Annotated in this window: 26 protein-coding genes; 16 read left to right on the forward strand and 10 right to left on the reverse strand. The window is 72.2% G+C overall.

Going from position 1 to position 24,517, the window contains the following annotated elements; genetic code table 11:
- The first annotated feature begins 93 nt into the window (after positions 1 to 93).
- Genes ACZYRU_RS08820 through ACZYRU_RS08855 form a run of 8 tightly spaced genes read left to right on the forward strand, consistent with a single transcriptional unit; the run spans position 94 to position 8,801 of the window.
- Positions 94 to 1,353, forward strand: a complete 1,260-nt coding sequence (locus ACZYRU_RS08820) for a cytochrome P450 (RefSeq protein WP_488956712.1) — start codon at positions 94 to 96, stop codon at positions 1,351 to 1,353.
- On the forward strand, positions 1,350 to 2,441 hold the full coding sequence (locus tag ACZYRU_RS08825) for a PEP/pyruvate-binding domain-containing protein (protein WP_488956713.1): 1,092 nt from the start codon (positions 1,350 to 1,352) through the stop codon (positions 2,439 to 2,441). Before ACZYRU_RS08820 ends, ACZYRU_RS08825 begins: the two co-directional genes overlap by 4 nt.
- Entirely contained in the window at positions 2,441 to 4,291 is a 1,851-nt protein-coding gene (locus ACZYRU_RS08830) for a PEP-utilizing enzyme (protein WP_488956714.1), read from the forward strand. Before ACZYRU_RS08825 ends, ACZYRU_RS08830 begins: the two co-directional genes overlap by 1 nt.
- Positions 4,292 to 4,295: 4 nt before the next feature.
- Positions 4,296 to 5,063, forward strand: coding sequence for an SDR family NAD(P)-dependent oxidoreductase (locus ACZYRU_RS08835; RefSeq protein ID WP_488956715.1), 768 nt, complete (start codon positions 4,296 to 4,298; stop codon positions 5,061 to 5,063).
- A gap of 23 nt (positions 5,064 to 5,086) precedes the next feature.
- Positions 5,087 to 5,407, forward strand: a complete 321-nt coding sequence (locus tag ACZYRU_RS08840) for a 2Fe-2S iron-sulfur cluster-binding protein (protein ID WP_488956716.1) — start codon at positions 5,087 to 5,089, stop codon at positions 5,405 to 5,407.
- Between the two features lie 3 nt (positions 5,408 to 5,410).
- On the forward strand, positions 5,411 to 6,667 hold the full coding sequence (locus ACZYRU_RS08845; RefSeq protein ID WP_488956717.1) for an NAD(P)/FAD-dependent oxidoreductase: 1,257 nt from the start codon (positions 5,411 to 5,413) through the stop codon (positions 6,665 to 6,667).
- Complete coding sequence (locus ACZYRU_RS08850; protein WP_488956718.1) at positions 6,664 to 7,344, forward strand: HD domain-containing protein; 681 nt, start codon at positions 6,664 to 6,666, stop codon at positions 7,342 to 7,344. Before ACZYRU_RS08845 ends, ACZYRU_RS08850 begins: the two co-directional genes overlap by 4 nt.
- Complete coding sequence (locus tag ACZYRU_RS08855) at positions 7,341 to 8,801, forward strand: aldehyde dehydrogenase family protein (protein ID WP_488956719.1); 1,461 nt, start codon at positions 7,341 to 7,343, stop codon at positions 8,799 to 8,801. The genes ACZYRU_RS08850 and ACZYRU_RS08855 overlap by 4 nt, the downstream gene beginning before the upstream one ends.
- A 199-nt stretch (positions 8,802 to 9,000) precedes the next feature.
- Here the strand turns inward: ACZYRU_RS08855 and ACZYRU_RS08860 are convergent, their stop codons facing one another.
- Both ACZYRU_RS08860 and ACZYRU_RS08865 read right to left on the reverse strand, forming a co-directional pair.
- On the reverse strand, positions 9,001 to 9,474 hold the full coding sequence (locus ACZYRU_RS08860; RefSeq protein ID WP_488956720.1) for a GIY-YIG nuclease family protein: 474 nt from the start codon (positions 9,472 to 9,474) through the stop codon (positions 9,001 to 9,003).
- A 203-nt stretch (positions 9,475 to 9,677) separates the two neighbouring features.
- Positions 9,678 to 10,424 (reverse strand): IclR family transcriptional regulator, encoded by a 747-nt coding sequence (locus ACZYRU_RS08865; protein ID WP_488956721.1) that lies wholly within the window; start codon positions 10,422 to 10,424, stop codon positions 9,678 to 9,680.
- Between the two features lie 67 nt (positions 10,425 to 10,491).
- Between ACZYRU_RS08865 and pcaH the strand changes: the two genes are divergently transcribed.
- The 6 genes from pcaH to ACZYRU_RS08895 are packed head-to-tail and all read left to right on the forward strand — an operon-like array spanning position 10,492 to position 15,263.
- Positions 10,492 to 11,274: a protocatechuate 3,4-dioxygenase subunit beta gene (gene pcaH / locus ACZYRU_RS08870; RefSeq protein WP_488956722.1), complete on the forward strand. Its 783-nt coding sequence runs from the start codon at positions 10,492 to 10,494 to the stop codon at positions 11,272 to 11,274.
- Entirely contained in the window at positions 11,267 to 11,815 is a 549-nt protein-coding gene (gene pcaG / locus ACZYRU_RS08875) for a protocatechuate 3,4-dioxygenase subunit alpha (RefSeq protein ID WP_488956723.1), read from the forward strand. Before pcaH ends, pcaG begins: the two co-directional genes overlap by 8 nt.
- Positions 11,812 to 12,975 (forward strand): lyase family protein, encoded by a 1,164-nt coding sequence (locus ACZYRU_RS08880; RefSeq protein ID WP_488956724.1) that lies wholly within the window; start codon positions 11,812 to 11,814, stop codon positions 12,973 to 12,975. The genes pcaG and ACZYRU_RS08880 overlap by 4 nt, the downstream gene beginning before the upstream one ends.
- Positions 12,968 to 13,711, forward strand: coding sequence for an alpha/beta fold hydrolase (locus tag ACZYRU_RS08885; protein ID WP_488956725.1), 744 nt, complete (start codon positions 12,968 to 12,970; stop codon positions 13,709 to 13,711). The genes ACZYRU_RS08880 and ACZYRU_RS08885 overlap by 8 nt, the downstream gene beginning before the upstream one ends.
- Positions 13,708 to 14,082, forward strand: coding sequence for a 4-carboxymuconolactone decarboxylase (gene pcaC, locus ACZYRU_RS08890; protein WP_488956726.1), 375 nt, complete (start codon positions 13,708 to 13,710; stop codon positions 14,080 to 14,082). Before ACZYRU_RS08885 ends, pcaC begins: the two co-directional genes overlap by 4 nt.
- Positions 14,079 to 15,263 (forward strand): 4-hydroxybenzoate 3-monooxygenase, encoded by a 1,185-nt coding sequence (locus ACZYRU_RS08895; protein ID WP_488956727.1) that lies wholly within the window; start codon positions 14,079 to 14,081, stop codon positions 15,261 to 15,263. The genes pcaC and ACZYRU_RS08895 overlap by 4 nt, the downstream gene beginning before the upstream one ends.
- Here ACZYRU_RS08895 and ACZYRU_RS08900 read toward each other — a convergent pair.
- Genes ACZYRU_RS08900 through ACZYRU_RS08915 form a run of 4 tightly spaced genes read right to left on the reverse strand, consistent with a single transcriptional unit; the run spans position 15,242 to position 18,153 of the window.
- Positions 15,242 to 15,481, reverse strand: coding sequence for a YgaP family membrane protein (locus ACZYRU_RS08900; protein WP_488956728.1), 240 nt, complete (start codon positions 15,479 to 15,481; stop codon positions 15,242 to 15,244). The genes ACZYRU_RS08895 and ACZYRU_RS08900 overlap by 22 nt on opposite strands.
- Positions 15,469 to 15,618, reverse strand: coding sequence for a hypothetical protein (locus ACZYRU_RS08905; protein ID WP_488956729.1), 150 nt, complete (start codon positions 15,616 to 15,618; stop codon positions 15,469 to 15,471). The genes ACZYRU_RS08900 and ACZYRU_RS08905 overlap by 13 nt, the downstream gene beginning before the upstream one ends.
- A 3-nt stretch (positions 15,619 to 15,621) precedes the next feature.
- On the reverse strand, positions 15,622 to 15,996 hold the full coding sequence (locus ACZYRU_RS08910) for a carboxymuconolactone decarboxylase family protein (RefSeq protein WP_488956730.1): 375 nt from the start codon (positions 15,994 to 15,996) through the stop codon (positions 15,622 to 15,624).
- A gap of 30 nt (positions 15,997 to 16,026) precedes the next feature.
- On the reverse strand, positions 16,027 to 18,153 hold the full coding sequence (locus ACZYRU_RS08915; RefSeq protein ID WP_488956731.1) for an MMPL family transporter: 2,127 nt from the start codon (positions 18,151 to 18,153) through the stop codon (positions 16,027 to 16,029).
- 96 nt (positions 18,154 to 18,249) lie between these two features.
- Between ACZYRU_RS08915 and ACZYRU_RS08920 the strand changes: the two genes are divergently transcribed.
- Together ACZYRU_RS08920 and ACZYRU_RS08925 are read left to right on the forward strand one after the other, a co-directional pair.
- On the forward strand, positions 18,250 to 18,678 hold the full coding sequence (locus tag ACZYRU_RS08920) for a DUF302 domain-containing protein (RefSeq protein ID WP_488956732.1): 429 nt from the start codon (positions 18,250 to 18,252) through the stop codon (positions 18,676 to 18,678).
- A complete protein-coding gene (locus ACZYRU_RS08925) occupies positions 18,675 to 18,935 on the forward strand; it encodes a metal-sensitive transcriptional regulator (protein WP_488956733.1) in 261 nt (86 codons plus the stop codon). Before ACZYRU_RS08920 ends, ACZYRU_RS08925 begins: the two co-directional genes overlap by 4 nt.
- A 76-nt stretch (positions 18,936 to 19,011) precedes the next feature.
- Here ACZYRU_RS08925 and ACZYRU_RS08930 read toward each other — a convergent pair whose 3' ends face one another.
- From ACZYRU_RS08930 to ACZYRU_RS08945, 4 genes are all read right to left on the reverse strand, one after another.
- Entirely contained in the window at positions 19,012 to 19,632 is a 621-nt protein-coding gene (locus ACZYRU_RS08930; RefSeq protein ID WP_488956734.1) for an alpha/beta hydrolase, read from the reverse strand.
- Entirely contained in the window at positions 19,629 to 20,957 is a 1,329-nt protein-coding gene (locus tag ACZYRU_RS08935; protein ID WP_488956735.1) for a cryptochrome/photolyase family protein, read from the reverse strand. Before ACZYRU_RS08935 ends, ACZYRU_RS08930 begins: the two co-directional genes overlap by 4 nt.
- Positions 20,958 to 21,116: 159 nt before the next feature.
- Positions 21,117 to 22,829, reverse strand: a complete 1,713-nt coding sequence (locus ACZYRU_RS08940) for an aldehyde dehydrogenase family protein (RefSeq protein ID WP_488956736.1) — start codon at positions 22,827 to 22,829, stop codon at positions 21,117 to 21,119.
- Between the two features lie 3 nt (positions 22,830 to 22,832).
- Positions 22,833 to 24,422 carry a GMC family oxidoreductase gene (locus tag ACZYRU_RS08945; RefSeq protein ID WP_488956737.1) on the reverse strand — a complete coding sequence of 530 codons (1,590 nt, stop codon included), beginning with the start codon at positions 24,420 to 24,422 and terminating at the stop codon, positions 22,833 to 22,835.
- Between the last annotated feature and the right edge of the window lie 95 nt (positions 24,423 to 24,517).

Below are 24,517 nucleotides of genomic sequence, written 5' to 3' on the forward strand. Positions count from 1 at the left end.
CTGCCATTGTGAGCCGCCGACCCGGGGGCCAAGGTTGACCCAGTGACCGGCGCCACTCGGCAGCCCGGACCAGCAGTCCCAGAAGGGTGCGAGATGACCACCACGCACGACCCCGGCACCGGTTGCCCGGTGGCCCACCACGGCTACCAGCCGTTCGCGATGGACGACCCGTTCCCGTCGTACGCCGCGCTGCGGGCCGAGGAGCCGGTGATGTACGACGAGCGGGTCGGCTACTGGGTCGTGAGCCGCTACGAGGACGTCAAGGCGGTCTTCGAGGACTGGGAGACGTTCAGCAGCGAGAACGCCCAGGCGCCGGTCCGCGAGCGCGGCCCCGAGGCCCGCCGGATCATGGAGGAGGGCGGCTTCACGGCGTACTCCGGCCTTTCGGCGCGGGTTCCCCCCGAGCACACCCGGATCCGCAAGGTCACCGCGAAGGCGTTCACCCCGCGGCGCTACAAGGCCCTCGAGCCGGCGATCCGCGCCCACGTCGTCGCCCTGCTGACGGCGATGCGCGAGCACCCCGACCGCGTCGGTGACATCGTCCGCGACCTCGCGTACGACGTCCCGACGGTCACCATCCTCACCCTGATCGGCGCCGACACCAGCCAGGTCGACCTGTTCAAGAAGTGGTCGGACTCGCGGGCCGCGATGACCTGGGGCGACCTGTCCGACGAGGAGCAGGTGCCGCACGCGCACAACCTCGTCGACTACTGGACCGAGTGCCAGCGGCTGGTCGCCGAGGCGCACGCCGAGGAGCGGGACTCGCTGGTCGGCGACCTGGTCCGCGCCCAGGCCGAGGGCGACCCGATCACCGACCACGAGATCGCCTCGATCTGCTACAGCCTGCTGTTCGCCGGCCACGAGACCACGACGACGCTGATCTCCAACGCCGTGCGGATGCTGCTGGCCCACCCCGACCAGTGGCAGCGGGTCGTCGACGACCCGAGCCTGATCGCGGGCGCCGTCGACGAGGTGCTGCGGATCAGCCCCTCGATCGTCGGCTGGCGGCGCAAGGCGCTCAAGGACACCACCGTCGGCGGCGTCGCCATCCCTGCCGGCAGCGAGCTGCTCCTGCTGATGGGCTCGGCGAACCGCGACGAGACCCGCTTCGAGGACGCCGACGCCTTCGACGTCACCCGCGCCAACGCCCGCGAGCACCTCGCCTTCGGGTTCGGCATCCACTACTGCCTGGGCAACATGCTGGCCAAGCTGCAGACCAAGGTCTGCCTCGAGGAGATCGCCCGGGTGGCCCCGGACCTGCGCCTCGTGGACGCCGACGCCATCCGCTTCGGCGACAACCTGTCGTTCCGGGCGCCGGTCGCCGTGCCCGTCACCTGGGAGGCTTCGCGATGAGCGAGCGCTACGTCCAGTTCTTCGACGCCGGGGAGCCGGCCGAGCACGACCTGCTCGGCGGCAAGTGCGCCTCGCTCGTCACCATGACCGCCGCCGGGATGCCGGTCCCGCCGGGCTTCGCGGTCACCACCGCTGCGTACGACGCCTTCGTCCACGAGTCCGGGATCGCCGAGCGGATCCATGAGCAGCTCGCGGGCCTCGACCCCGACGACGTCGTCCGGGTGGACGAGGTGTCCGCGCAGATCCGCGAGCTGCTCCTCGCCAGCCCCGTGCCCGACGCGGTCCGGGCGGCGACCCACGGCGCGTACGACGAGCTGGTCGCTCGGATCGGCGTGGACGTGCCGGTCGCGGTCCGCTCGTCGGCGACCGCCGAGGACCTGCCCGACGCGAGCTTCGCCGGCCAGCAGGACACCTACCTGTGGCTGCGCGGCTGGGACGACGTGCGCGACCACATCCGCCGCTGCTGGGCCTCGATCTACACCAGCCGCGCCGTCCTGTACCGGCTGAAGAACGACATCCCCGACGAGGGCCTGTCGATGGCGGTGGCCGTGCAGAAGATGGTCAACGCCCGGGTCGCCGGCGTCGCGATCACCCTCAACCCGACGACGGGTGACCGCTCCAAGATCGCCATCGACGCGTCGTACGGCGTGGGAGAGATGGTCGTCTCCGGCCAGGTCACCCCTGACAACCTGCTCCTCGACAAGGTGATGCTCAGCGTGGTCGCGGAGCACTGCGGCGACAAGCACGCCGAGCTCGTGCCCGACGCCGCCACCGGCCGGCTCGTCGAGCGCGAGGTCGAGGCCGAGCGGCGCGACCGGCTCTGCCTCGAGCACGACGAGTTCGTCGCCGTCGCGCAGCTCGCGAAGCGCGCCGAGAAGCACTACGGATGCCCGCAGGACATCGAGTGGGCCTTCGACAGCGACCTGCCGGCGGGGGAGAACCTCCTGCTGCTCCAGGCGCGCCCCGAGACCGTCCACTCGGTCGCGGCGAAGCCTGCCTCGACCCCCACCAGCACCACCCCTGCCTCGGGCGGGATGACCGGCTTCATGTCCGGACTGACCAGCTCTCTCACCCCAAGGAACAACTGATGACCGTCACCGAGCCCACCACGTCGGGCGGCACCGCCCCCGCGATGAAGTCCTTCCCGAAGCCCTCACAGCTGCCCGTCCCCGAGGGCGCCGAGGGCTGGGAGAAGCTCTACCCGTACAACCTGGTCTTCCAGAACCTCAGCGGTGCCGAGGACGAGAAGTTCTGGTTCTGCGACAGCCAGCACTGGCCGACGGTCTTCAAGCCGTTCGAGACGATCGGTGGCGAGTTCGCGGTCAAGTGCCTCGGGCAGTACAACACCCGCCACCTGCTGATCCCTCCGGCCAACGGCATCGAGTTCAAGATCCACCTCGGCTACCTCTACATGTCGCCGGTGCCGGTCCCCGAGGACCAGATCCCCGCGCGGGTGCCCGAGTTCGAGCGCCGCGCCGGCCACTACTTCCAGAACTGGAACGAGCTCCTCGACGGTTGGCGGGTCAAGGTCCGCGGCACCATCGACGAGATGGAGGCGCTGCGCTTCGAGCCGCTGCCCGACATGGTGCCGTTCGACGACATCGTCGCCGGTGTGGCCAAGGACGGCTCCGAGGTCCTGATGGAGAACTACGACCGGCTGATCCAGCTCTGCTACCAGAACTGGCAGTACCACTTCGAGTTCCTCAACCTCGGCTACCTCGCGTACCTCGACTTCTTCGGCTTCTGCAAGGAGGCCTTCCCCGGCATCCCGGACCAGGCGATCGCCAAGATGGTCCAGGGCGTCGACATGGAGCTGTTCCGGCCCGACGACGAGCTGAAGAAGCTGGCCACCCTCGCGGTCGCGAGCGGCCTGCAGGCAGCCTTCGCCGACACAGACGACGTGGCCGGCACGCTCGCCAGGATCGGGGAGCACGACGGCGGCGCGGCCTGGCTGGCGGCGTACGAGACGGCCCAGGACCCGTGGTTCAACTTCACCGTCGGCAACGGCTTCTACGGCCACGACAAGTACTGGCTCGAGCACCAGGAGATCCCGCTCGGCTACATCAAGGACTACGTCCGCCGCCTCGACGAGGGCCAGCACATCATGCGCCCGGTCGAGGAGCTGACCACGGAGAAGGACCGGATCGTCGCGGAGTACCGTGACCTGCTCGACGGCGAGGCGCTCGCGACCTTCGACGCCAAGCGCGGGCTCGCCGCCACGGCGTACCCGTACGTCGAGAACCACAACTTCTACATCGAGCACTGGACCATGGGTGTCTTCTGGCGCAAGGTCCGCGAGCTCGGCCGGGTCTTCGCCCAAGCCGGGTTCTGGGCCGATGAGTCCGACATGCTCTACCTCAACCGCGGCGAGGTCCGCGACGCGATCTTCGACCTGGTCACCGGTTGGGCGGTGGGCTCCGAGGCGACCGGTCCGCACTACTGGCCGGCCGAGATCGAGCGGCGCCGCAGGATCTTCGAGGCGCTCGCCACCCAGCGGCCGCAGCCCGCGCTGAACACGCCGCCGGCCGAGATCACCGAGCCGTTCACGATGATGCTCTACGGCATCACCACCGAGCAGGTGCAGCAGTGGCTGGCCGGCGACGAGAACGGCGACGACGGTGTGATCACCGGCATGGCGGCCTCTCCCGGGGTGGTCGAGGGCATCGCCCGGGTGATCCACAGCGCCGACCAGTTGGGCGAGGTGCAGCAGGACGAGATCCTGGTCGCCACCATCACCGCCCCGTCGTGGGGTCCGATCTTCGGCAAGATCAAGGCGACCGTCACCGACATCGGCGGCATGATGAGCCACGCCGCGATCGTGTGCCGCGAGTACGGGCTGCCGGCGGTCACCGGCACCGGCAGCGCGTCGACGACGATCCGGACCGGCCAGCGGATCCGGGTCGACGGCGGCACTGGTCGCGTCGAGATCCTGGACTGACGCCGTGCCCGACTCCACGAACGCCGAGGGTGCCGGCCGCACCGTCCTCGTGACGGGCGCGGCGGGCGGGCTGGGCCGGGCGTTCGCGCTCGGCTTCGCCGCCCGCGGCTACCGGGTCGCCGTCGCCGACATCGACGAGGCCGGCGCCGCGGAGACCGCGAAGCTCGTGGTCGACGCGGGCGCCGAGGCCTGGCACGGCCCGGTCGACGTCACGTCCGCCGAGTCGACCGCCGCTCTCGCGGTTGCCGTCGCGGAGTTCGGCGGTGGCCGGATCGACGTCCTGGTCAACAACGCCGCGATCTACGGCACCGTCACCCGATCCCCGCTCGAGGACATCGACCCCGCCGAGTGGGACCTCGTGATGGGGGTCAACCTCAAGGGTCCGTGGCTGATGGTGCGGGCGTGCAGCCCGCACCTGCCCGAGGGCGCGCGCGTGGTCAACCTGTCCTCGGCCACGGTCTACAGCGGGTCGGAGAACTGGCTCCACTACGTCGCCTCCAAGGGCGGCGTCATCGCCCTGACCCGGGTGATGGCCAAGGAGCTGGGCCGCCGCTCGATCAACGTCAACGCGATCGCACCGGGCTTCACCCTCACCGACGCCAGCCTCGGGCTGATGGACGACGCGGCGTCGTACGGCGTCGACCGCGGGGCCCTGCGTCGCGCCAGCCAGCCCGACGACATCGTCGGCGTCGCCCTCTTCCTCGCCGGCCCCGACGCCGGCTTCGTCACCGGCCAGACCGTCGTCGTCGACGGCGGCCGCCAGTTCATCTGAGTCCTTTCCGAAGGGGAGCAGTCATGCCCACGATCACCTACACCGACGCCACCGGTTCGGCTCGCGCCGTCGAGGCCAATGTCGGCGACTCCGTGATGGAGACCGCCGTGCGCAACGGCGTCGCCGGGATCGTCGCCGAGTGCGGCGGCTCGCTGTCCTGCGCGACCTGCCACGTCTTCGTCGACCAGGCCGACTTCGCTGCACTGCCGCCCATGGAGGAGATGGAGGACGAGATGCTGTGGGGTGCCGCCGTCGACAGGCAGGACACCTCGCGACTGTGCTGCCAGATCAAGGTCACCGAAGGCATGGACCTGCACGTGACCACACCGGAGACGCAGGTCTGAGCCATGTCCGATCCGGCCGGCCTGCTCATCATCGGCTCCTCCCAGGCGGGGGTGCAGCTCGCGGTGTCCCTGCGCGCACTCGGGTACGAGCCGCCCATCACCCTCCTCGGCGACGAGAACCACCGTCCCTACCAGCGTCCCGCGCTCTCGAAGGAGTTCCTGCAGGGCGCGATCACCAAGGAGTCGCTGATCTACCGCACCCAGGAGTACTGGGACGAGCACCGGATCCGCGTCGTCCGCAACGAGCGGATCATCCGGATCGACAAGCGGGACGACGGCAGCGGCGTCGCGCACTCCATGTCCGGTGCCGAGATCTCCTTCGACCGGCTCGCGCTCACCGTCGGCGCCCGCGCCCGCCGGCTGCTGCTGGAGGGCGTCGACCTGCCCGGCGTGCTCTACCTGCGCAACGCCGACGACGCGCTCGAGCTCAAGGCCCGGGTGCCGATGGTCAAGGACGTCGTCGTCATCGGCGGCGGCTTCATCGGTATCGAGGCCGCGGCCAGCCTCAACAAGATGGGCCGTACCGTGACCCTGCTGGAGGCCGGGCCGCGCCTGGTCGGCCGCGCGGTCGGGGCCGAGACGTCGTCGTACCTGCTCGACCACCACCGGCAGCACGGCATCGACGTGGTCCTCGACGCCGACGTACGACGCATCGTCGGCTCCGGCGACCGGGTCGCCGGCGTCGAGCTCGCCGACGGCCGGGTGATCCCCGCCGACCTGGTGCTGATCGGCGTCGGCGTCATCCCGAACACCGAGCTGGCCGAGTCGATCGGCCTGGCCTGCGACAACGGGATCCGGGTCGACGCGCACGCGCTCGCCTCCGACGGCGTCACCGTCGCGGTCGGCGACGTCGCCAACCTGCCGAACCCGGTGCCGGGCGCGCCCGAGGGCGACCGGATCCGGTTCGAGAGCGTCAACAACGCGGTGGAACAGGCCAAGGTGGCGGCGTACGCGATCGTCGGGCGACCCGAGGAGTACGCCGGTGTCCCGTGGTTCTGGTCGAACCAGGCCGACCTCAAGCTGCAGATCGCCGGCCTGTCCGCCGGGCACGACCTGACCGTCGTACGGCGGGACGAGGCGAAGGGCAAGCACTCCGTCCTCTACTACCGCGGCGGGGCGATCATCGCCGCCGACTGCGTCAACGCACCCCTGGACTTCATGGCCGTCAAGGCCGCCATCGCCAGCGGGGCGGCGATCCCGCCCGGCGAGGCCGCCGACCCGGCGGTCCAGCTCAAGTCGATCTCGAGGAACCCGTCATGACCCACGCACTGCCGCCGACCCCCGTCCCGCCGTCCGGCCCGGTCGACACCTCGCCGATCGCGCTCACGCCCGCAGCCGGGATCGACCTCGACCCGGTGTGGCGGTCCGTCGTACCGGAGACCCGGACGCGCAGCAACGACATCCACCTGCCGATCTCGCTGGCGTACGCCGAGCGGCTGTGCCGCGCATACCCCGAGGCCGACGCGGAGCTGGTGCGGGTCGCGATCCTGCTGCACGACACCGGCTGGGGCCGCGTCGACGAGAGCCGGATCATCTCCGAGGGCTTCTCGGGCGACTGGCGCAAGGCGGAGATCCGCTACGAGCACGAGCGGCAGGGCTGCCTGATCGCCCGCGAGGTGCTGCCGCCGCTGGGCTACTCCGAGGAGTTCGTCGCCGCGGTCTGCGCGATCGTCGACGGACACGACACCCGCAAGGAGGCGTACTCGCTGGAGGACGCGCTGGTCCGCGACGCCGACCGGCTGTGGCGCTTCGACCATGCCGGGATCGCCCTCGCGTCGGGGTGGTTCGGACTGGACCCGGCGACGTACTGCGACCGCCTCGCCCGCGAGATCGTCCCCGAGCTGCTGACCGAGGCCGCCATCGCGATGGCCAACGCCGACCTCACCCGCTCGAACCGGCTGTTGAAGACCGACGTCATCCGTGAGGTGGCCCCGTGACCCGGCCCTCGCTCGACCTGCCGTGGACCCACGTCTCTGATCTGTACGTCGACGGGGAGTGGCGTCCGGCGCTCGGCTCCGGCCGGCTGCCGGTGGTCGATCCCGCCACCGGTGAGTCGTGGGGCTCGGTGCCCGACGCTTCGGCTGAGGACGTCGGGGCTGCGATGGCCGCTGCTGTCAAGGCGTTCCGGTCGGGACCGTGGCCCCGGCTGTCGCCGAGCGAGCGGGCCGAGGTCCTGCTCCGGATGGCCGACGAGCTGGAGAAGCGGTCCGAGCCGCTGGCCCGGACCAACACCCGCGAGAACGGCTCGCCGATCGCCGAGACCTCCGGCGCCGCGGCCAACGCGGCCGGGATCCTGCGCCACGTCGCCTCCCTCGCCTCCTGGCTGGAGGCCGAGGACGTGCGGCCCTTCCCGGCGGGTGGCGCGGAGACCGTCGTACGCCGGGAGCCGGTCGGGCCGTGCGTGCTGATCGCGCCCTGGAACTTCCCGATCAACCTGATGGTGATCAAGCTGGCGCCCGCGCTGCTCGCGGGCTGCACCGTCGTGATGAAGCCGGCCGAGTCGACGCCGCTGTCGATCCGGTTCGTCGTCGAGGCTGCTGCGGCGGCCGGCGTACCGGCGGGCGTGGTCAACCTGGTCACCGGCGGGGGAGCGGTCGGCGAAGCGCTGGTCCGCCACCCCGACACCGCCAAGGTCGCCTTCACCGGCTCCACGCCGGTCGGCCGTCGGATCGGCGCCGCCTGCGGCGAGCTGCTCAAGCCCGTGACGCTCGAGCTCGGCGGCAAGTCGTCCGCGATCGTGCTGGAGGACGCCGACCTCGACGCCATGGCTGCCGTGCTGGTGCGGTCGTCGATGCGGAACACCGGCCAGACCTGCTACATCGCCACCCGCGTCCTCGCCCCGGCTTCGCGCTACGACGAGGTCGTCGAGATGGTCACCGCGACCATCGCCGCGGGCAAGCAGGGCGACCCGTTCGAGCCGGACACCGTCTTCGGCCCGCTCGCCACGCGCTCCCAGCGGGACGTGGTGGTGGGCTTCCTGGAGGGTGCGGCCGCGGAGGGTGCGCGGGTCACCACCGGCGGTCGTGCTGTCGACGGGCCCGGCTTCTTCGTGCAGCCCACGGTCCTCGCCGACGTCACGCCGTCGATGACGGTTGCCCGCGAGGAGGTCTTCGGACCCGTCATCTCGGTGCTGCGCTACGAGACCCTCGACGAGGCGATCGCCCTGGCCAACGACACGTCCTTCGGCCTCGGCGGCCTGGTCTTCTCCTCGTCCCCGGAACGTGCGCTGGAGGTCGCCGAGCGGATGGACACCGGCTCGGTCGGCCTCAACTTCTTCGCCTCCAACCACGCCGCTCCGTTCGGTGGCCGGCACGACTCCGGGCTCGGGGTCGAGTACGGCGTGGAGGGGCTCTCGGCGTACCTGACGTTCAAGTCGATCCACCGCAAGGTCTGACCTCCGGTGGTCGAGGAGCTCGCGCAGCGACGCCGGAGGTCGAGGAGCTCGCGCAGCGACGCCGGAGGTCGAGGAGCTCGCGCAGCGACGCCGGAGGTCGAGGAGCTCGCGCAGCGACGCCGGAGGTCGAGGAGCTCGCGCAGCGAGCGTCACGAGACCGCCCCGGGGACGATGCCGGGACCTGGTGGGCGAGGTTGTTTCAGTGGTCTCGTGACGGTTGCTGCGCAACCTCCTCGACCTCCGGGGTTCTCGCAACCTCCTCGACCTCCGGGGTTCTCGCAACCTCCTCGACCTCCGGGGTTCTCGCAACCTCCTCGACCTCCGACGCGCCCGAGGTCCAGTGCCCTGCGCGCCCCTCGACCTGTGCCCGCTCGCGCACAGCGGTGCCGGCGTACCCGCGGCTGCCGAGGTCGGACAGGTCGCCCAGCCGCCCTTCGATCAGCGCGATGCGCTTCGCCCGCCCCCAGCGCTGGACCTGCTTCTCGAACAGGAATGCCTCCTCGATCCGGGTGAACTCACCGGCCCATGCGAGCCGGACGGGTCGTCTCCCGCGCCGGCGCGTGTAGGCCGCACCGAGCCCGAGATCGTGCTCGGCGACGCGGCGTTCGAGGTCGTAGGTGCTGCCGACGTAGAACGATCCGTCGGCGCACTCGAGGATGTAGGTCCAAGGCATGCCGAGACTCTCGGTCGTGATGTCGCGGTCGGCAACCGGCATTGCTGAATCTGTGGATGGGAGCGGGAACCGGTGTGCTCGGGAGGTCGAGGAGCTCGCGCAGCGAGCGTCACGAGACCACCGGGCACGATGCCGGGACCTGGTGGGCGAGGTTGTTTCAGTGGTCTCGTGACGGTTGCTGCGCAACCTCCTCGACCTCCGGTTCAGCCGACCGACCGCCCGATCCCTTGTGCCGCGACCTGGAGCGCCGCGACCAGCCGGGCCCGGTCGCGCTTGAGTGACGGGACCACGACGCCGAGCGCGGCGACGACCTGCCCGCCCGCGAGCACGGGTACGGCGACCGAGCAGGCGCCGAGCGTCATCTCCTCCACCGTGGTGGCGTAGCCGTCGCGGCGGACCTGGTCGAGCTGCTCGCGCATCCGGGCCGGCTGGGTGATCGTGTACGGCGTGACGCGGGCCAGTCGGGCGAGGGCAGCGGCCACGACGTCCTCGGGCGCGTGGGCGAGGAGCACCTTGCCGACACCGGTCGCGTGCAGGGGCAGACGGGAGCCGACGGTGCTGACGACCGGCACGGAGGCGCGGCCGGAGAGGCGCTCGAGGTAGAGCACCTCGGTGCCCTCGCGCACGGCGAGGTGCACGGTGGCGCGGGTGGTCGCGTGGAGGTCGTTCATGAACGGCCGGGCGACCTCGCGGAGCCCGGTCTCGACGGGCGCGAGCAGGCCGACCTGCCACAGCCGGCGCGCGACGACGTACTCGCCGTTGGCGCGGCGCACGAGTGCGCCGCCCGCGACCAGTTCGCCGACCAGCCGGTGGGCCGTGGGCAGGGGGAGGTCGGCGCGGCGGGCCAGCTCGGACAGGGTCATCCGGCGGTGCGTCTCGTCGAAGGCGAAGAGCAGCGCGAGGCTGCGCGACACGACGGTCGCGCCCGGGACGGAGGTGTTCCCAGCCATCAACTACCTTTCACTCAGTGGAAGAAGCCTATCGCGCAGCACGACCCAGGGCGCCTAGCGTGTGACCGTGACCACGACCACCGCCACGCCGGCCGCCGCGCCGGCCATGGACTCGCAAGCGCGGATCACCGACGAGATCACCGAGGCGCACGCCGCGACCCCGCCGGGTGCCGTGCAGCCGCGGATCGACTTCCCGCCGTACCGCAGCTCCGCCCTGCGCCACCCCACCAAGGACCTGCGCCACGCCGACCCCGAGGGGATCGAGCTGGTGGCACCGGTGTTCGGGCACTCCGACATCGACCCGGTCGAGGCAGACCTGACCATCCAGCACGGTGGGGAGCCGATCGGTGAGCGGATGCTGCTCACCGGCCGCGTCCTCGACGGCGACGGCCGGCCGGTGCGTCACCAGCTGGTCGAGATCTGGCAGGCCAACGCGGGTGGGCGCTACATCCACAAGCGCGACCAGCACCCGGCGCCGATCGACCCCAACTTCACCGGCGTCGGGCGTTGCCTCACCGACGGCGACGGCACCTACCGGTTCACCACGATCAAGCCGGGCCCGTACCCCTGGCGCAACCACCTCAACGCCTGGCGTCCCGCGCACATCCACTTCTCGCTGTTCGGCACCGAGTTCACCCAGCGGCTGATCACCCAGATGTACTTCCCGGGCGACCCGCTGTTCGCGCTCGACCCGATCTACCAGTCGATCACCGACCAGGCCGCGCGCGACCGCCTCGTCGCGACCTACGACCACGACCTGACCACCCACGAGTGGGCGACCGGTTACCGCTGGGACATCGTGCTGACCGGCACCCACGCGACGCCCCTGGAGCGTGACGACCATGAGTGAGACCCTCGCGCCCACGCCCGGGCAGACCATCGGCCCGTTCTTCCACGACGCCCTCCCGTACGGCGGCGGCGGGATGCTCGTCCCGCCGGCATCGGTGGGCGCGGTCCGCCTCCACGGCACGGTGTACGACGGCAGCGGGGCCCCCGTCCCCGACGCGCTCGTCGAGATCCGGCAGGCCGACGAGGCCGGCCGGACCCCGCAGGTCGAGGGCTCGCTGCGCCGCGACGGCCGGTTCACCGGCTGGGGCCGGTCGGCCACCGACGCGTCCGGGCGCTATGCGTTCACGACGGTCGAGCCCGCCGGCGTCGACGGCGGAGCGGCGTTCTTCTCGGTCGTCGTCTTCGCCCGCGGCCTGCTCGACCGGCTGTTCACCCGCGCGTACCTGCCGGGGGAGTCCGACGCCTTCCTCACCGGTCTCCCCGCGGTGGATGCGCAGACGCTCCAGGTCGTGCGCGAGGCCGACGGCAGCCTCCGGTTCGACATCCACCTGCAGGGGGACCGGGAGACGGTCTTCCTCAGCTACCCGCGGCACCGCTCGTGAGCCTGCTGCGCCCCGGCGCGCACCGGGCGGCCGGGATCGCCGACGACACGGCAGTGCTGGCGGCCCTGCTGCGCGTCGAGGTGGCCTGGGCCCGGGCGCTCGTCGCCGCCGGGATCGCCACCGACGCCGAGGCAACGAAGGTCGCCGAGGCGGCGGGCGGCCTCGACGTCGACCTCCCTGCCCTGGCGGTGGCCGCGGAGGCCGCCGGCAACCCCGTCGTACCGCTGGTCGAGCTGCTCCGCGCCGCCGCCGGCGACGGGTCGGCGGCCGTGCACCGCGGCCTCACCAGTCAGGACGTCGTCGACACCGCGCTGATGCTGCTCGCCCGCGACGCCCTGGCCCGCGTGCGCGCGGACCTGGTGACCGCGGGCGACGCGCTCGCGACGCTTGCCCGCACGCACCGTGACGACGTCGCGGTCGCCAGGACCCTCACCCAGTGGGCGGTCCCGACCACCTTCGGCCTGCGGGCGGCACAGTGGCTGGCGGGAGTCGGTGACGCGGTCGGCAGGCTCGACGGGCTGACCTTCCCGATCCAGTACGGCGGTGCGGCCGGCACCCGCGCGCTGCTGGGCCACCTCGCCGGCCCCGGCGCCGATGCAGCCTCCTCGGTGTTGGCGGAGGCGCTCGGTCTCACCGACCCCGACCTGCCCTGGCACACCCGCCGCAGTGCCGTCACCAGCATCGGCGACGCACTCACCACCGCCACCGATGCTCTCGGTGTCGTGGCGGCCGATGTCCTGCTGCTCGGGCGTCCCGAGGTGGCCGAGGTCCGCGAGGGCGCCGTCGCCGGGCGCGGCGGCTCGTCCACGATGCCGCACAAGCAGAACCCCGTGCTGTCCGTCCTCGTGCACGCCGCCGCGCAGCAGGCCCCGGGCCTGGCCGCTCAGCTCCACCTGTCCGCGGCCGGCGCCGTTGACGAGCGGCCGGACGGCGCCTGGCACGCCGAATGGCCTGTCCTGGCGCGGCTCCTGGAGCTCGCCGTCACCGCGGCGAGCCAGGCCGCCGAGCTCGTCGCCGGCCTGCAGGTCGACACCTCCGCGATGGCGGCCCGCGTCGACGCGGCCACCGCGACCGGCGCCCTGGACGCTCGGGGCGGGACTGGTGAGGCCGGCCGCCTCGTCGACATCGCGATCACCCGCTGGGAGGAGACCCGTGGCTGACCTGACCTTCGCACAGCTCTCCGGTGATGCGGACGCCGAGCGCGTCCTCGTCGTCGGGCCGTCCCTCGGCACCGGTGTCGCCGACCTCTGGTCCCGGTGTGCCGCGCTGCTCCCGGCGACCTGGCAGGTCGTCGGCTGGGACCTCCCCGGGCACGGCGCCGGTGCGCCCGCGACGACGGCGTTCACCGTGGAGGAGCTGGCGGCCGCCGTACGCGACCGCGCGACCGGCATCGCCGCGGGCCGACCCGTGTCCTACGCCGGTGTCTCCTTCGGCGGTGCCGTCGGCTTCGCCATCGCCGTCGAGCCCGGGCCGTTCGACGCTGTCGTGACGCTGGCTGCCGCACCGAGGATCGGTACGGCGGAGGGCTGGCACGAGCGGGCGGCGTACGTGCGCAAGGCCGGCACCGCCGCCATGGTCGAGGGCTCCGCGGCCCGCTGGTTCGCGCCCGGCTTCCTCGACCGCGACCCTGCGACCGGCAGTGCGCTGCTGCTCGCCCTGCAGTCCGTCGACGACGAGTCCTACGCCCTGGCGTGCGAGGCGCTGGCGGCCTTCGACGTCCGCGATCGCCTGTCGTTCGCGCCGGTGCGGTTGCGCGTGGCCGGCGGCGAGCACGACGTCGTCGTCACGCCCGACCAGGTCGAGGTCGTCATCCCGGGCGTCGCCCACCAGCCCACCGTCGAGGACCCCGCCGCCACGGCGGCCCTGATCACCGACTTCCTGGAGGAGACGCCGTGAACGATCCGTTCGACGAGGGCATGAAGGTCCGGCGCGAGGTGCTCGGCGACGCACACGTCGACCGGGCCGAGGCGGCGAAGACCCCGTTCACGCAGGACTTCCAGGAGCTGATCACCCGCTACGCGTGGGGCAGTGTCTGGACCCGCCCCGGCCTCGACCGCCGCAGCCGCTCGGTCGCCGTACTGACGGCGATGATCGCTCTCGGGCACTGGGAGGAGTTCGCGATGCACGTGCGCGCCGCCCGCACCAACGGCCTCAGCGACGACGAGATCGCCGAGGTGATCCTGCAGTCCGGCATCTACTGCGGCGTCCCCGCCGCCAACCACGCCTTCGCCGTCGCGAAGGGCGTCCTCGAGGAGCTGGACCGATGACCGCCACCACCCGCACCACCACCGACGTCGCCATCGTCGGCGCCGGCCCCGCCGGCCTGATGCTCGCCCACCTGCTCCAGAAGGCCGGGATCGAGTCCGTCGCGATCGACATCCGCAGCCGCGAGGAGATCGAGAACACCCACCGGGCCGGGATCCTGGAGCAGGACAGCGTCCGGCTGCTGGTGGAGTCCGGCGTCTCCGAGCGGGTGCTGCGCGACGGCTACCGGCACGCCGGCATCGACCTCGCCTTCGGCGGGGGCGGGCACCGGATCGACTTCGAGTCGTTGGTGGGGGCGAGCGTCCAGCTGTACCCGCAGACCGACGTCTTCATCGACCTCGCCGACGCGCGGGAACGCGACGGTGGCGACGTCCGGTTCGGCGTGAGCGAGGTGTCGGTCGCCGAGATCACCGGGGACCGGCCGCTGATGAGGTTCACCGACGCGGACGGCGTACGCCACGAGGTCGCCGCCCGGATTCTCGTCGGCTCCGACGGGTCGCGCAGCATCTGCCGCCACGAGTTCCCGGAGTCGCTGCGGCGGCAGTTCTTCCGCGAGTACCCCTTCGCCTGGTTCGGCATCCTCTGCGAGGCGCCGCCCAGCAGCGAGGAGCTGATCTACAGCCACTCCGAGCGCGGCTTCGCGCTGATCAGCCAGCGCACCGAGACGCTGCAGCGGATGTACTTCCAGTGCGACCCCGCCGAGGACGTCGCCGCCTGGTCCGACGAGCGGATCTGGGAGGAGCTGCAGGCCCGGGTCGGTGCCAACGGCTACGTCCTCAAGGAGGGCCCGATCACCTCCAAGGTGGTGCTGCCGTTCCGCAGCTTCGTGCAGGAGCCGATGCGCCACGGCAACCTCGTCCTCGCCGGCGACGCCGCCCACACCGTGCCGCCGACCGGCGCCAAGGGCCTCAACCTGGCGCTGGCCGACGTCCGCGTGCTCGCCGAGGAGCTCGAGCTCCACCTCCGTGGGGACGAGGTGGCACTCGACCGGTACGCCGAGCGGGCGCTGCAGCGGGTCTGGAAGGCCCAGCACTTCTCGTACTGGATGACCACGATGCTGCACCGCCTGCCCGGGGCGAGCGACTTCGACGTACGTCGCCAGGTCGGCGAGCTGACCTCGCTGGTCACCTCGACCGCCGGGTCGACGTACCTCGCGGAGGGCTACACCGGCTGGCCGTCCTGACCCAGCGCACGGAACGCGCAGCCGGTCGGCACGCCCAGCCGGCGCAGCACGACCGCGGCCGGGCAGAACCCGGTGACGCTGGACTGGAGCAGGTTGGCGCCGACGAACGCGGTGAGCAGCAGCCACCACGGCGAGACCAGGGCGGCGAGGGCCGAGCCCACCAGCACCAGGGTGCCGGCGAGGGCGAGGACGAGCCGGTCGACGTTCACTGCCACCACCGCTTCGGCTTCTCGGGACGCTCGTGGCCCCCGCACCACTGGTCGGCGGGCACGCCTGCCCTGACGGACGCGACGTGCTGGCCGCAGCCGGCCCAGGTCGTCCTGCCGCAGGTCTTGCAGCGCACGGGACGGCACACGGCTCAGGCCTCCGCTGCGGCGGGCTCGAGCGCGTCGGCGAACGAGCAGAACGCGTCGTACGCCCGAGCGCCGTGGATCGTGGCCGGTCCGCCGTGCATCAGGAACGTGACGCCGATGGCCTCGGCGGCCTCCTGCTTGGTGGCGCCGGCACGGGCGGCGGCCTGGGCGTGGGAGGCGATGCAGCCGTCGCAGCCCTCGACCACGCCGATCGCCAGCGCGATCAGCTCCTTGGTGCGTGCCTCGAGCGCGCCGTCGGCGAAGGCGGCCCTGGAGAGCGCGCCGAAGCCCTGGTAGACGTCGGGGATCGCGCGGCGCAGCTGGCGGTGCAGCGGGGACAGCTCGTCGAGGACGGGCTTGCCGTGGAGTGAGTCGGTCATGGTGGTTCCTCTCGGTTCGATCGGTTCGGGTCAGTCGTGGGCGAACGTGATGGTGGGCAGGATGCGGCGCAGCCAGGCCGGTGTGGCCCACGCGGCGCGGCCGGAGAGCCGGAGCAGCACGGGGAGCAGGACCAGGCGGACCAGGAAGGCGTCGAGCAGGACGGCGACACCGAGGATCACGCCCATCTCCTTGGGCGGCAGCGGGCCGGACAGGGCGAAGGTGAAGAACACCGCGACCATCACGCCGCCGGCGGCGAAGATCACCCGCCCGGAGTGGGCGACCGCGCCGACCATGGCCTCGCGCGGGTCGCCGGACTTCTCCCAGTGCTCCTTCGCCGAGGCCAGCAGGAACACCGTGTAGTCCATGGCGATCGCGAAGATCATCGCGAAGAAGAACACCGGCGCCCAGGCGTCGAGGAAGCCCTGGTGCTCGAAGCCGAGCAGGCCCGAGCCGTGGCCGTCCTGGAACAACAGCCGCGCGACACCGAACGCCGCGGCCGTCGACAGCAGGCTGGCCAGGGTGCCGAGCAGTGAGATCAGCGGCGCCTGCAGGGCGACGAGCAGGAGCAGGAAGCCGAGCAGCAGCACGACACCGATCACGATCGGCGTGGAGCGCTGGAGCTGGTCGGTCAGGTCGATGTTCTCGACCGCGGCGCCGCCCACGAGGGCGGACGACGGCAGGTCGGCGCGGAGCCGGTCGATCGTCGCCGGCAGGGCCGGGTCGGACGGGTCGACGCTCGGCATCGCCTGGATCATCGTGAGGTCGCTGCTGTCGACGGCGGGCATCGGCGGCAGGACGGCCTGGATGCCGGCGTCGTCGGTGAGCACGGCGGCCGCCGTAGCGGCGTCGGCGCTGTCGACGACGACCTGCAGCATCCCCGGCGCGCCCGGACCGAACGCGTCCTTGACCTGCGCGTAGCCCACGCGCGCGCTGGCGTCCTCGGGCAGCACCTTGATCGACGGCATCCCGGTCTTCAGGCCGACGATCGGCGCGGCGAGGGCCAGCAGGACGACCGTCGCGCCGACGCCCCAGGCGACGGGACGGCGCCACAGGTGAGCGCCCCAGCGGGCGAAGACGGGGGAGCGGTGCTCGCCGACCTTGGCCCAGGGAAGCGCGAACCGGTTGATCCGGTCGTCGAGCTTGAACAGCACGAGCGGCAGCAGGGTGAGCGTCGCGGCGAGCACGAACACGACCGAGATCATGATCCCGCCGGCCATCGAGCGGAACGACGGTGACGGCACCAGGAGGACCGCCGACAGGGAGACGAGGACGGTCGCGCCCGAGAGCAGGACGGCCTTGCCGGCCGTGTCCATGGTTTCGGCGATCGCCTGCTGCACGGAGCCGTGCTGGCCCATCCGCGCCGCGCGATAGCGGACGACGAGGAAGAGCGCGTAGTCGATGCCGAGCGCGAGGGCGAACATCATCGCGAAGTTCATCGCCCAGATGGAGACCGGCACCAGCTCGTTGATCAGCACCAGTGAGCCGGCCGAGGCCACCAGTCCGGCCAGCGTCAGCAGCAGCGGGAGTCCGGCGGCCACGAGGGCGCCGAACGCCAGCACCAGGATCGCCAGCGTCACCGGCCAGGAGACCATCTCCGAGGTCAGCATCGCCTCGAGGTTGGCCTCGTTGAAGTCCGACCAGAGCAGCGACGACCCGGTCGGGTTGACCTGGACCGTGTCGGTCGACAGGTGCTGGAGCTCCTCCTTGAGGTCGGTCGCGACCCGCACCATCTCGTTGGTGTCGGCACCGGCGCCGCCCAGGACGACCGCCGTACGGCCGTCGGGGGAGAGGCTGGCCCCGGCCATCGGGGCGACCACCTCCGCGATCCGCGGCTCGTCCTCGAGCGCCTGCGTGACCTCGGCGAGGACCCGTGCACCCTCGCCCTTGTCCAGCGGGCCGTCGGTGCTGTGCACGACGACCTGGATGGCGTGGCTGGCGTTGCCGCCGAAGTGCTCCTGCGCGAGGTCGCGCACGGCCACGGACTCCGAGCCGTCGGCCTGCCAGCCCGCGCCGGACAGGTTCTTCTCGACCGCCGGTGCGAAGACCCCGAGCCCGATCACGAGCGCGATCCACGCGATGCCGACGGTACGACGGTGCTCGGTCACCCAGACCCCGAGCCGGCCGAGCGGCCCCGGCCGCCAGGTGTGCTGCGCCACGGTGGCGCCTCCTTTCGTGTTTATCCCCCCAGGGGGATACGATGATGACCGTAGCAGATCCCCCCGGGGGGATAACGAATCGACGAAGGAGACCCCATGGACCTGACCGACTTCACGCTGAGCGCCATCCTCGATTCGTCGTACGACGACACGGTGGCGCGGGTGCGGAAATTGCTCGGCGACGCCGGGTTCGGCGTCCTGACCGAGATCGACATCCGCGCCACGCTGGAGGCGAAGCTCGACGTGGACGTCCCGGCACAGCTGATCCTCGGCGCCTGCCGGCCCCACCTCGCGCACCGTGCGCTCCAGGTCGAGCCGCGCGTCGCGGCGCTGATGCCGTGCAACGTCGTGGTCGCCGACGCAGGGGAGGGACGCACCCGCGTCGACGTGATGGACCCCGCCCTGCTCGCCTCGCTCGCGCCTGATCCCGAGCTCGCCGAGGTGGCCGCCGACGGCCGCGCCCGGCTGACCGGGATGATGGAGGCCCTGACCGCGACGGCCGGAACCGACGGGAGCACTCGATGAAGCTGGAGCCTGAGGAGATCAAGGCGATCATCACCCGCCTCAAGCGGGCGAACGGACACCTCGCCTCGGTGATCCGGATGCTCGAGGAGGGCACCGAGTGCGAGGACGCGCTGATGCAGCTCGCCGCGGTCAACAAGGCCGTCGGGCGCGGCGGCTACGCGCTGGTCGCCACCGGACTGCAGAAGTGCCTGGTCGAGGGCGGCCCTGACAGCGTGGACGCGAAGAAGATGGAGAAGCTGTTCCTGGCGCTGGCCTGAGGTCTCGGGTTCACCTACCGAATTCGTCGCGGATCGGGCCGTGCCACGACAAATTCGGTAGTTGAACCGAACACGCTCAGGCCAGCACCTCGCGGACGCTGACCGCGGCGTACGCGTTCCACAACGGCATCCGCCGCAGCAGGTAGTGGCCGACCGCACCCATGTCGGTGTACTCGGCGTCGGCGACCTCGGCGGCACGGGCGACGTAGGCCCGGGTGGCGCGGGGTGAGGTGATCCGGTCGAGGCGGCCGTGGGCGGCGCGCAGCACCTTGCCGCTCAGCGGCGCGACCGGGTCGTCGGGCGGCAGCCAAGGGGCGAGGGCGACGACGCCACGGACCGACGGGTGGTCGGCGACGGCCACGCCGGTGCGGGCGCCCATCGAGTGGCCGAGGACGGCGACCGGGAGGCCGTGGGTACGGGCGATCTCGTCCAGCGCCCAGCGCGCGTCGGCCACGGGCGGCGGCTCCGCTCCGGGGCCGGCGTTCCAGCCCTTGACCCGGTAGCGCAGCAGCAGGACGCCGATGTCGTCGGCGGTGACCGCCGCGGCCAGGTGTCGTGCGAGCGCGCGGCCGCGCCGCCAGGGCAGGCTGCGGGCGTCGAGCGGGGCGGTGCCGTGCTCGGCGCCGCCGTGCAGCACCAGCGTGATCGCCCGCGGCTGAGCGGGAATCCAGCTGTCGGTCAACGACGGCATCGTCATCGTCCGTGCCTCCTGAGCAGCTGGTAGGCCTCCAGCGTCGCCGCGCGCTGCTCCGCGTGGTCGACGATCGGCTCGGGATACGCGGCCCGGGACGGGTCGGTGAGCTCGGGCAGCCAGCGCCGCACGTACGCTCCGTCGGGGTCGAACTTCTTGCCCTGTGTCGTCGGGTTGAAGATCCGGAAGTACGGCGCCGCGTCGGTGCCGCAGCCCGCGACCCACTGCCAGTTGTGCTGGTTGCTCGCGAGGTCGCCGTCGACGAGGTGGCGCATGAAGTGCCGGGCGCCGTGCTGCCACTCGACGTGCAGGTCCTTGACGAGGAAGGACGCCACGATCATCCGCACCCGGTTGTGCATCCAGCCCTCGGCGAGCAGCTGCCGCATCCCGGCGTCGACGATCGGGTAGCCCGTCCGGCCGGTGGCCCAGGCGTCCAGCCGGCGCTCCAGCTCGGCGCCGGTGACGTACGGCAGGTCGCGCAGCTCGGGGCGGAAGTAGTCGCGCGCCGACGCCGGCCAGTGGTGCAGCACGTGGGCGTGGAACTCGCGCCAGGCCAGCTCCTTGCGGAAGGTGGCGGCGTGGGGGTCGTGGGCATCGAGGCCGGCGAGGACCGTGCGCGGGTGGATGGTGCCCCAACGCAGGTCGGGGGAGAGTCGCGAGGTGGCGTCGAGGTCGGGGCGGTCCCGCACGTCGTCGTACGGCGTCCCGCGCCACGCCTCCCAGCGCGCCAGCGCCGCCGCCTCGCCCGGCTCCGGGAGGTCGACGCCCGACACGTCCGGCTCCGCCGGCAGCTCCTCCGACGGCGCGCCCACCCAGTCGACCGACGCGGGATCGGACTCGGCAGGCGCCCGCCAGCCGTGGCTGACCCAGGCCCGGTGGAAGGGCGTGAACACCTTGTAGGGCCCGCCGTCGCCGGTCAGCACCCGCCCCGGCGCGACGGCGTACGGCGACCCGGTGCGGACCAACGGGACCTCGCCGAGGGCCTGCTCCACCCGCGCGTCGCGGGCGGCGCCGTACGGACCGAAGTCGGTGCTGACGTGGACGGTCCGGGCGCCCACCTCGGCGACCAGCGCGGGGACGACCTGCTCCGGGCGGCCTGTGCGGACCACGAGGCCCGAGCCGAACCGTCGCAGGTCGGCGTCGAGGGCACGCAGCGTTCGCAGCAGGTAGGCGCGTCGAACCGCACCGGACGGCCCCCACAGCGCGGGGTCGAGCACGAACAGCGGCAGCACCGGGCCGTCCGCCGCCGCGGCCAGCAGGGCCGGGTGGTCACCGAGCCGCAGGTCCCGGCGGAACCACAGGATGCTCCCCCTCGCCCGACCACCAGTCACCCGGCCATGCTGGCAGACGCCGCCTGAACCCGAGCTCGTCGAGTAGGAGCGAGCGCCAGCGAGCGACGTATCGAGACGTCTCGCTGCGTCTCGATACATCTTCGCTCGTCCCTCGCGACAGATCGCCCAGGGGCTCGGGCTACTCGACGAGCTCAGGCGTCAGCCGCGCAGGGCGGAGGCGAACACCGCAGGCAGCTTGCGCCACCGCGGCTCGACCGAGAAGCGCACCAACCGCTCGCCGGTCGTCGCCGCCGTCCTGTTGTGCACGAACCACGGCGGCACCGGCGTCAGTGCCGCGCTGCCGGTCGCCCACGAGCGCGGGAACGGGCGGAACGGTCCGCGTACGACGGTCCGCTCCGGCCGGGCGAGCAGCAGGCCGTTGTGGACCACGCCGTGGCCGGACTGGATGTCGTCGGGCGTGTGGCCGGGGAAGGCGCCCCAGGTCGCGAACGGCGAGAGGTACCCGACGGCGGTCCAGCAGTTGACCGCGATCGTGCCGTAGTGCAGGCCGGCGAGCATCTGGTCGAGCCGGTCGCGGCCGATCGCCTTCAGGTCCCGCGGGTGGGCGAGGATGTTGGCGCCGAGGGTGCCGCGCAGCCGCTGGTTGGCGAAGTCGATCGCGGCGGCCAGGAACTCGGTGCCGGTGCCGGACAGCTCGGTGACGCCCAGGACCGGGCCGAAGAACTCGGCCGAGAACGCCGACTCCTCCTCGCGTGCGTCGAGCGCGGGGAGCAGGGTGCGCTCCGGCGTACCGCCGACCTCCTCGTACGGCGTCGCGCCGCCCCGTGCGGCCGCGACCCGGTCGCCGCTGCCCGGGTACCACGCCGGGCGGGCGGGTGCCTCGGCCAGCGCACGCCGGATCGCCGCGAGGAAGGCGTCCTTCTGCGCCCAGTCCTTGCTGAGCACGACGACCTGGCCGGCGACGCAGTTGGAGCCGGAGTTGTGCAGCCGCATGGTCACGACGTGGCGGGCCTGGAACTCCAGGTCGCGCCGCGACCACCGGCCCGGTACCACGATGACGGGGGAGACGCCGCCGAGCTCGCTGGTGATCGGCTTGTGCAGCCGGGGCGTGCCGGCCGCCCTGTTGGCCGCGCCCTCGGCCCCCGGCCCCCAGACGATCGCGTCGTGGGTCGCCTCCGACCCGGTCATGTGCACTGCGTCGATGCCGTCGTGGGCGATCACCGCCGCGCCGAGCTCGAGGTCGCTGCTGAACACCTGGACGACGCCGAGCTCGATGAACGGCGCGAAGATCGCCTCGAACACCGGCAGCAGCCGGTCGGTCACCGGGTTGAGCTTGAGCGCGACCGAGCGGTTGTCGGCGTACAGCACGTAGAGCGCGTCGAGCGGCGCGATCGAGAAGATGTTGCCGGCGCCGAGCACGACACAGCTGCCGCGCACCGCCCCCGGCTCGCGCAGCCCGAGGCCGGCGCTCGCCCGTACCTCGGCCTCGCCGACGCCCGGCTCGCACCACACCTCGGCCGAGAAGCCCGAGAGGAGCAGCCGGTCCCACACGGAGTGCGGGAGCACGTCGACCGCGACCCGGTCGCCGGGAACGGCACGGATCGTGAAGCCCTCGGTCGGCGAGACCCCCTGCTCGAGCTTCGCGACGCTCTGGACCAGGTGGTCGGCGTAGTACAGCGTGGCCCACGGCCCGGACATCCACTCCTCGCCGAGCGCGGGCGAGGCGGGGTCGATGCCCTTGATCTCGCCGGCGATCCGCACCCACTCGGTCGCGTGCTCCTCGACCAGGGCGGCGAACTGCTCGAGCAGCTCGCGGCGCTGACGCAGGCCGACACCGGACCATGCCTTCGCGCCCGCCTGGGCTGCGGCCGCGATCTGGTCGGCGCGCTGGGGGATCGTCTCGGTCGTCATGTCTCAGGCTCCGCTCGTCAGGAGGTCGGCGGCCTTCTCGCCGATCAGCATGGTGGGGGCGTGGGTGTTGCCGTGGGTGACCCTCGGCATCGCCGACGCGTCGGCGACGCGGAGCCCGGCGACGCCGTGCACGCGCAGGCTCGCGTCGAGGACGCCGCCGGCAGCACCGCTGTCCGTGCCCATCCGGGCGGTGCAGCTGGGGTGGTAGGTGTGCTCGACGCCCTGGCGTACGGCTTCCTCGAGGTCCTTGCGGGTGGTGCCGAACTGCGGGCCGGGGTGGATCTCGTGGTTGGCGAAGCCCTTGAGCGCCTTTGCCGCCATCACCTCGCGCGCCCGCTCGATTCCCTCCACCATCGAGGTCATGTCGTCGGGGTGCTCGAAGTAGTTGTTGCAGATCCGCACCTTGCGCTCCGGGTCGGCCGACGCGAGCCGCACCGAGCCCTCGGACCGCGCGCCGACCATGGACAGGCCGATCGCGATCGCCTGGCCGTCGTACTCCGCCGCGCCGTGCTCCCAGAAGTACACCGGGGCGCCGATCATCTGCATCGACGGCGCATCGTCGGCCACGCTGGTGTGGAAGAAGGCGCCGGCCTCACCGATGTTGGAGGTGAGCATGCCCTTGTGCTGGACGAGGTACTTGAACAGCTGGGCCGGCTTCTCCGCGAACGCCAGGTTGTCGGGGTGGCTGCTGTCCCAGTTCACGAGGTACATCGGGTGGTCCATCAGGTGCGCGCCGACGTGCGGGTTGTCGACGAGCGTCGCGATGCCGTGCTCGGCGAGGTGGTCGGCCGGGCCGATGCCGGAGAGCATCAGCAGCTGCGGGGTGTTGTAGGCGCCGGCGGACAGGACGACCTCGCGGCGGGCCCGGATGGTCTGCAGCGTGCCGCCGACCTTGACGAGCACGCCGGTCGCCCGGCCGCCCTCGATCACGACCTTGTGCACGAGAGCCCCGCTGGTGATGGTGAGGTTCGGCCGCTTGCGGTGCGGCGCCAGGTAGCCGTCGTACGTCGTCCACCGGCGGCCGCGGTGCGTGAACCGCTGGTAGAGCGAGGCGCCCTCCTGCCGGGCGCCGTTGAAGTCGTCGGTGCGGCCCAGGCCGACCTCGACCATCGCCTCGACCAGCCTGCGCGATCCCTCGCGCGGGTCGGGGGCGTCCTCGACGTACTGCGGGCCGGAGGCGCCGTGGAACTCGCTGGTGCCGCGGCTGTTGGTCTCCATCCGGCGGAACAGGGGGAGCACCTCGTCGTACGACCAGCCGGTGGCGCCGGCCTTGGCCCAGCCGTCGTAGTCGGCGCGGTTGCCGCGGATGTAGATCATCGCGTTCATGCCGCTGGTGCCACCGAGCATCTTGCCGCGCGGCTGGTAGATCCGGCGGCCACCGAGGAACGGCTCGGGCTCGGACTCGTAGTCCCAGTCGAGCGCGGTGTGGAACTGCTTGGCGAAGGCCGCCGGGATCTGCACGTTCATGTTCGGCCGGCTCCTGCCGCCCGCCTCGAGGACGAGGACGGAGACGTCCGGGTCCTCGCTCAGCCGGCTGGCCAGGACGGCGCCGGCCGACCCGCTGCCCACCACCACGTAGTCGTACTCGCTCATCGGATTCCTCTCGGTCGTGCCCGTGCTCCCAGCGTCGCGGTACGGGCGGGTACGGCGCTTGTGACCGCCACCACACGTCCCCGGCTGTTTTGTGG

This window comes from Nocardioides sp. F233 (assembly GCF_057813895.1).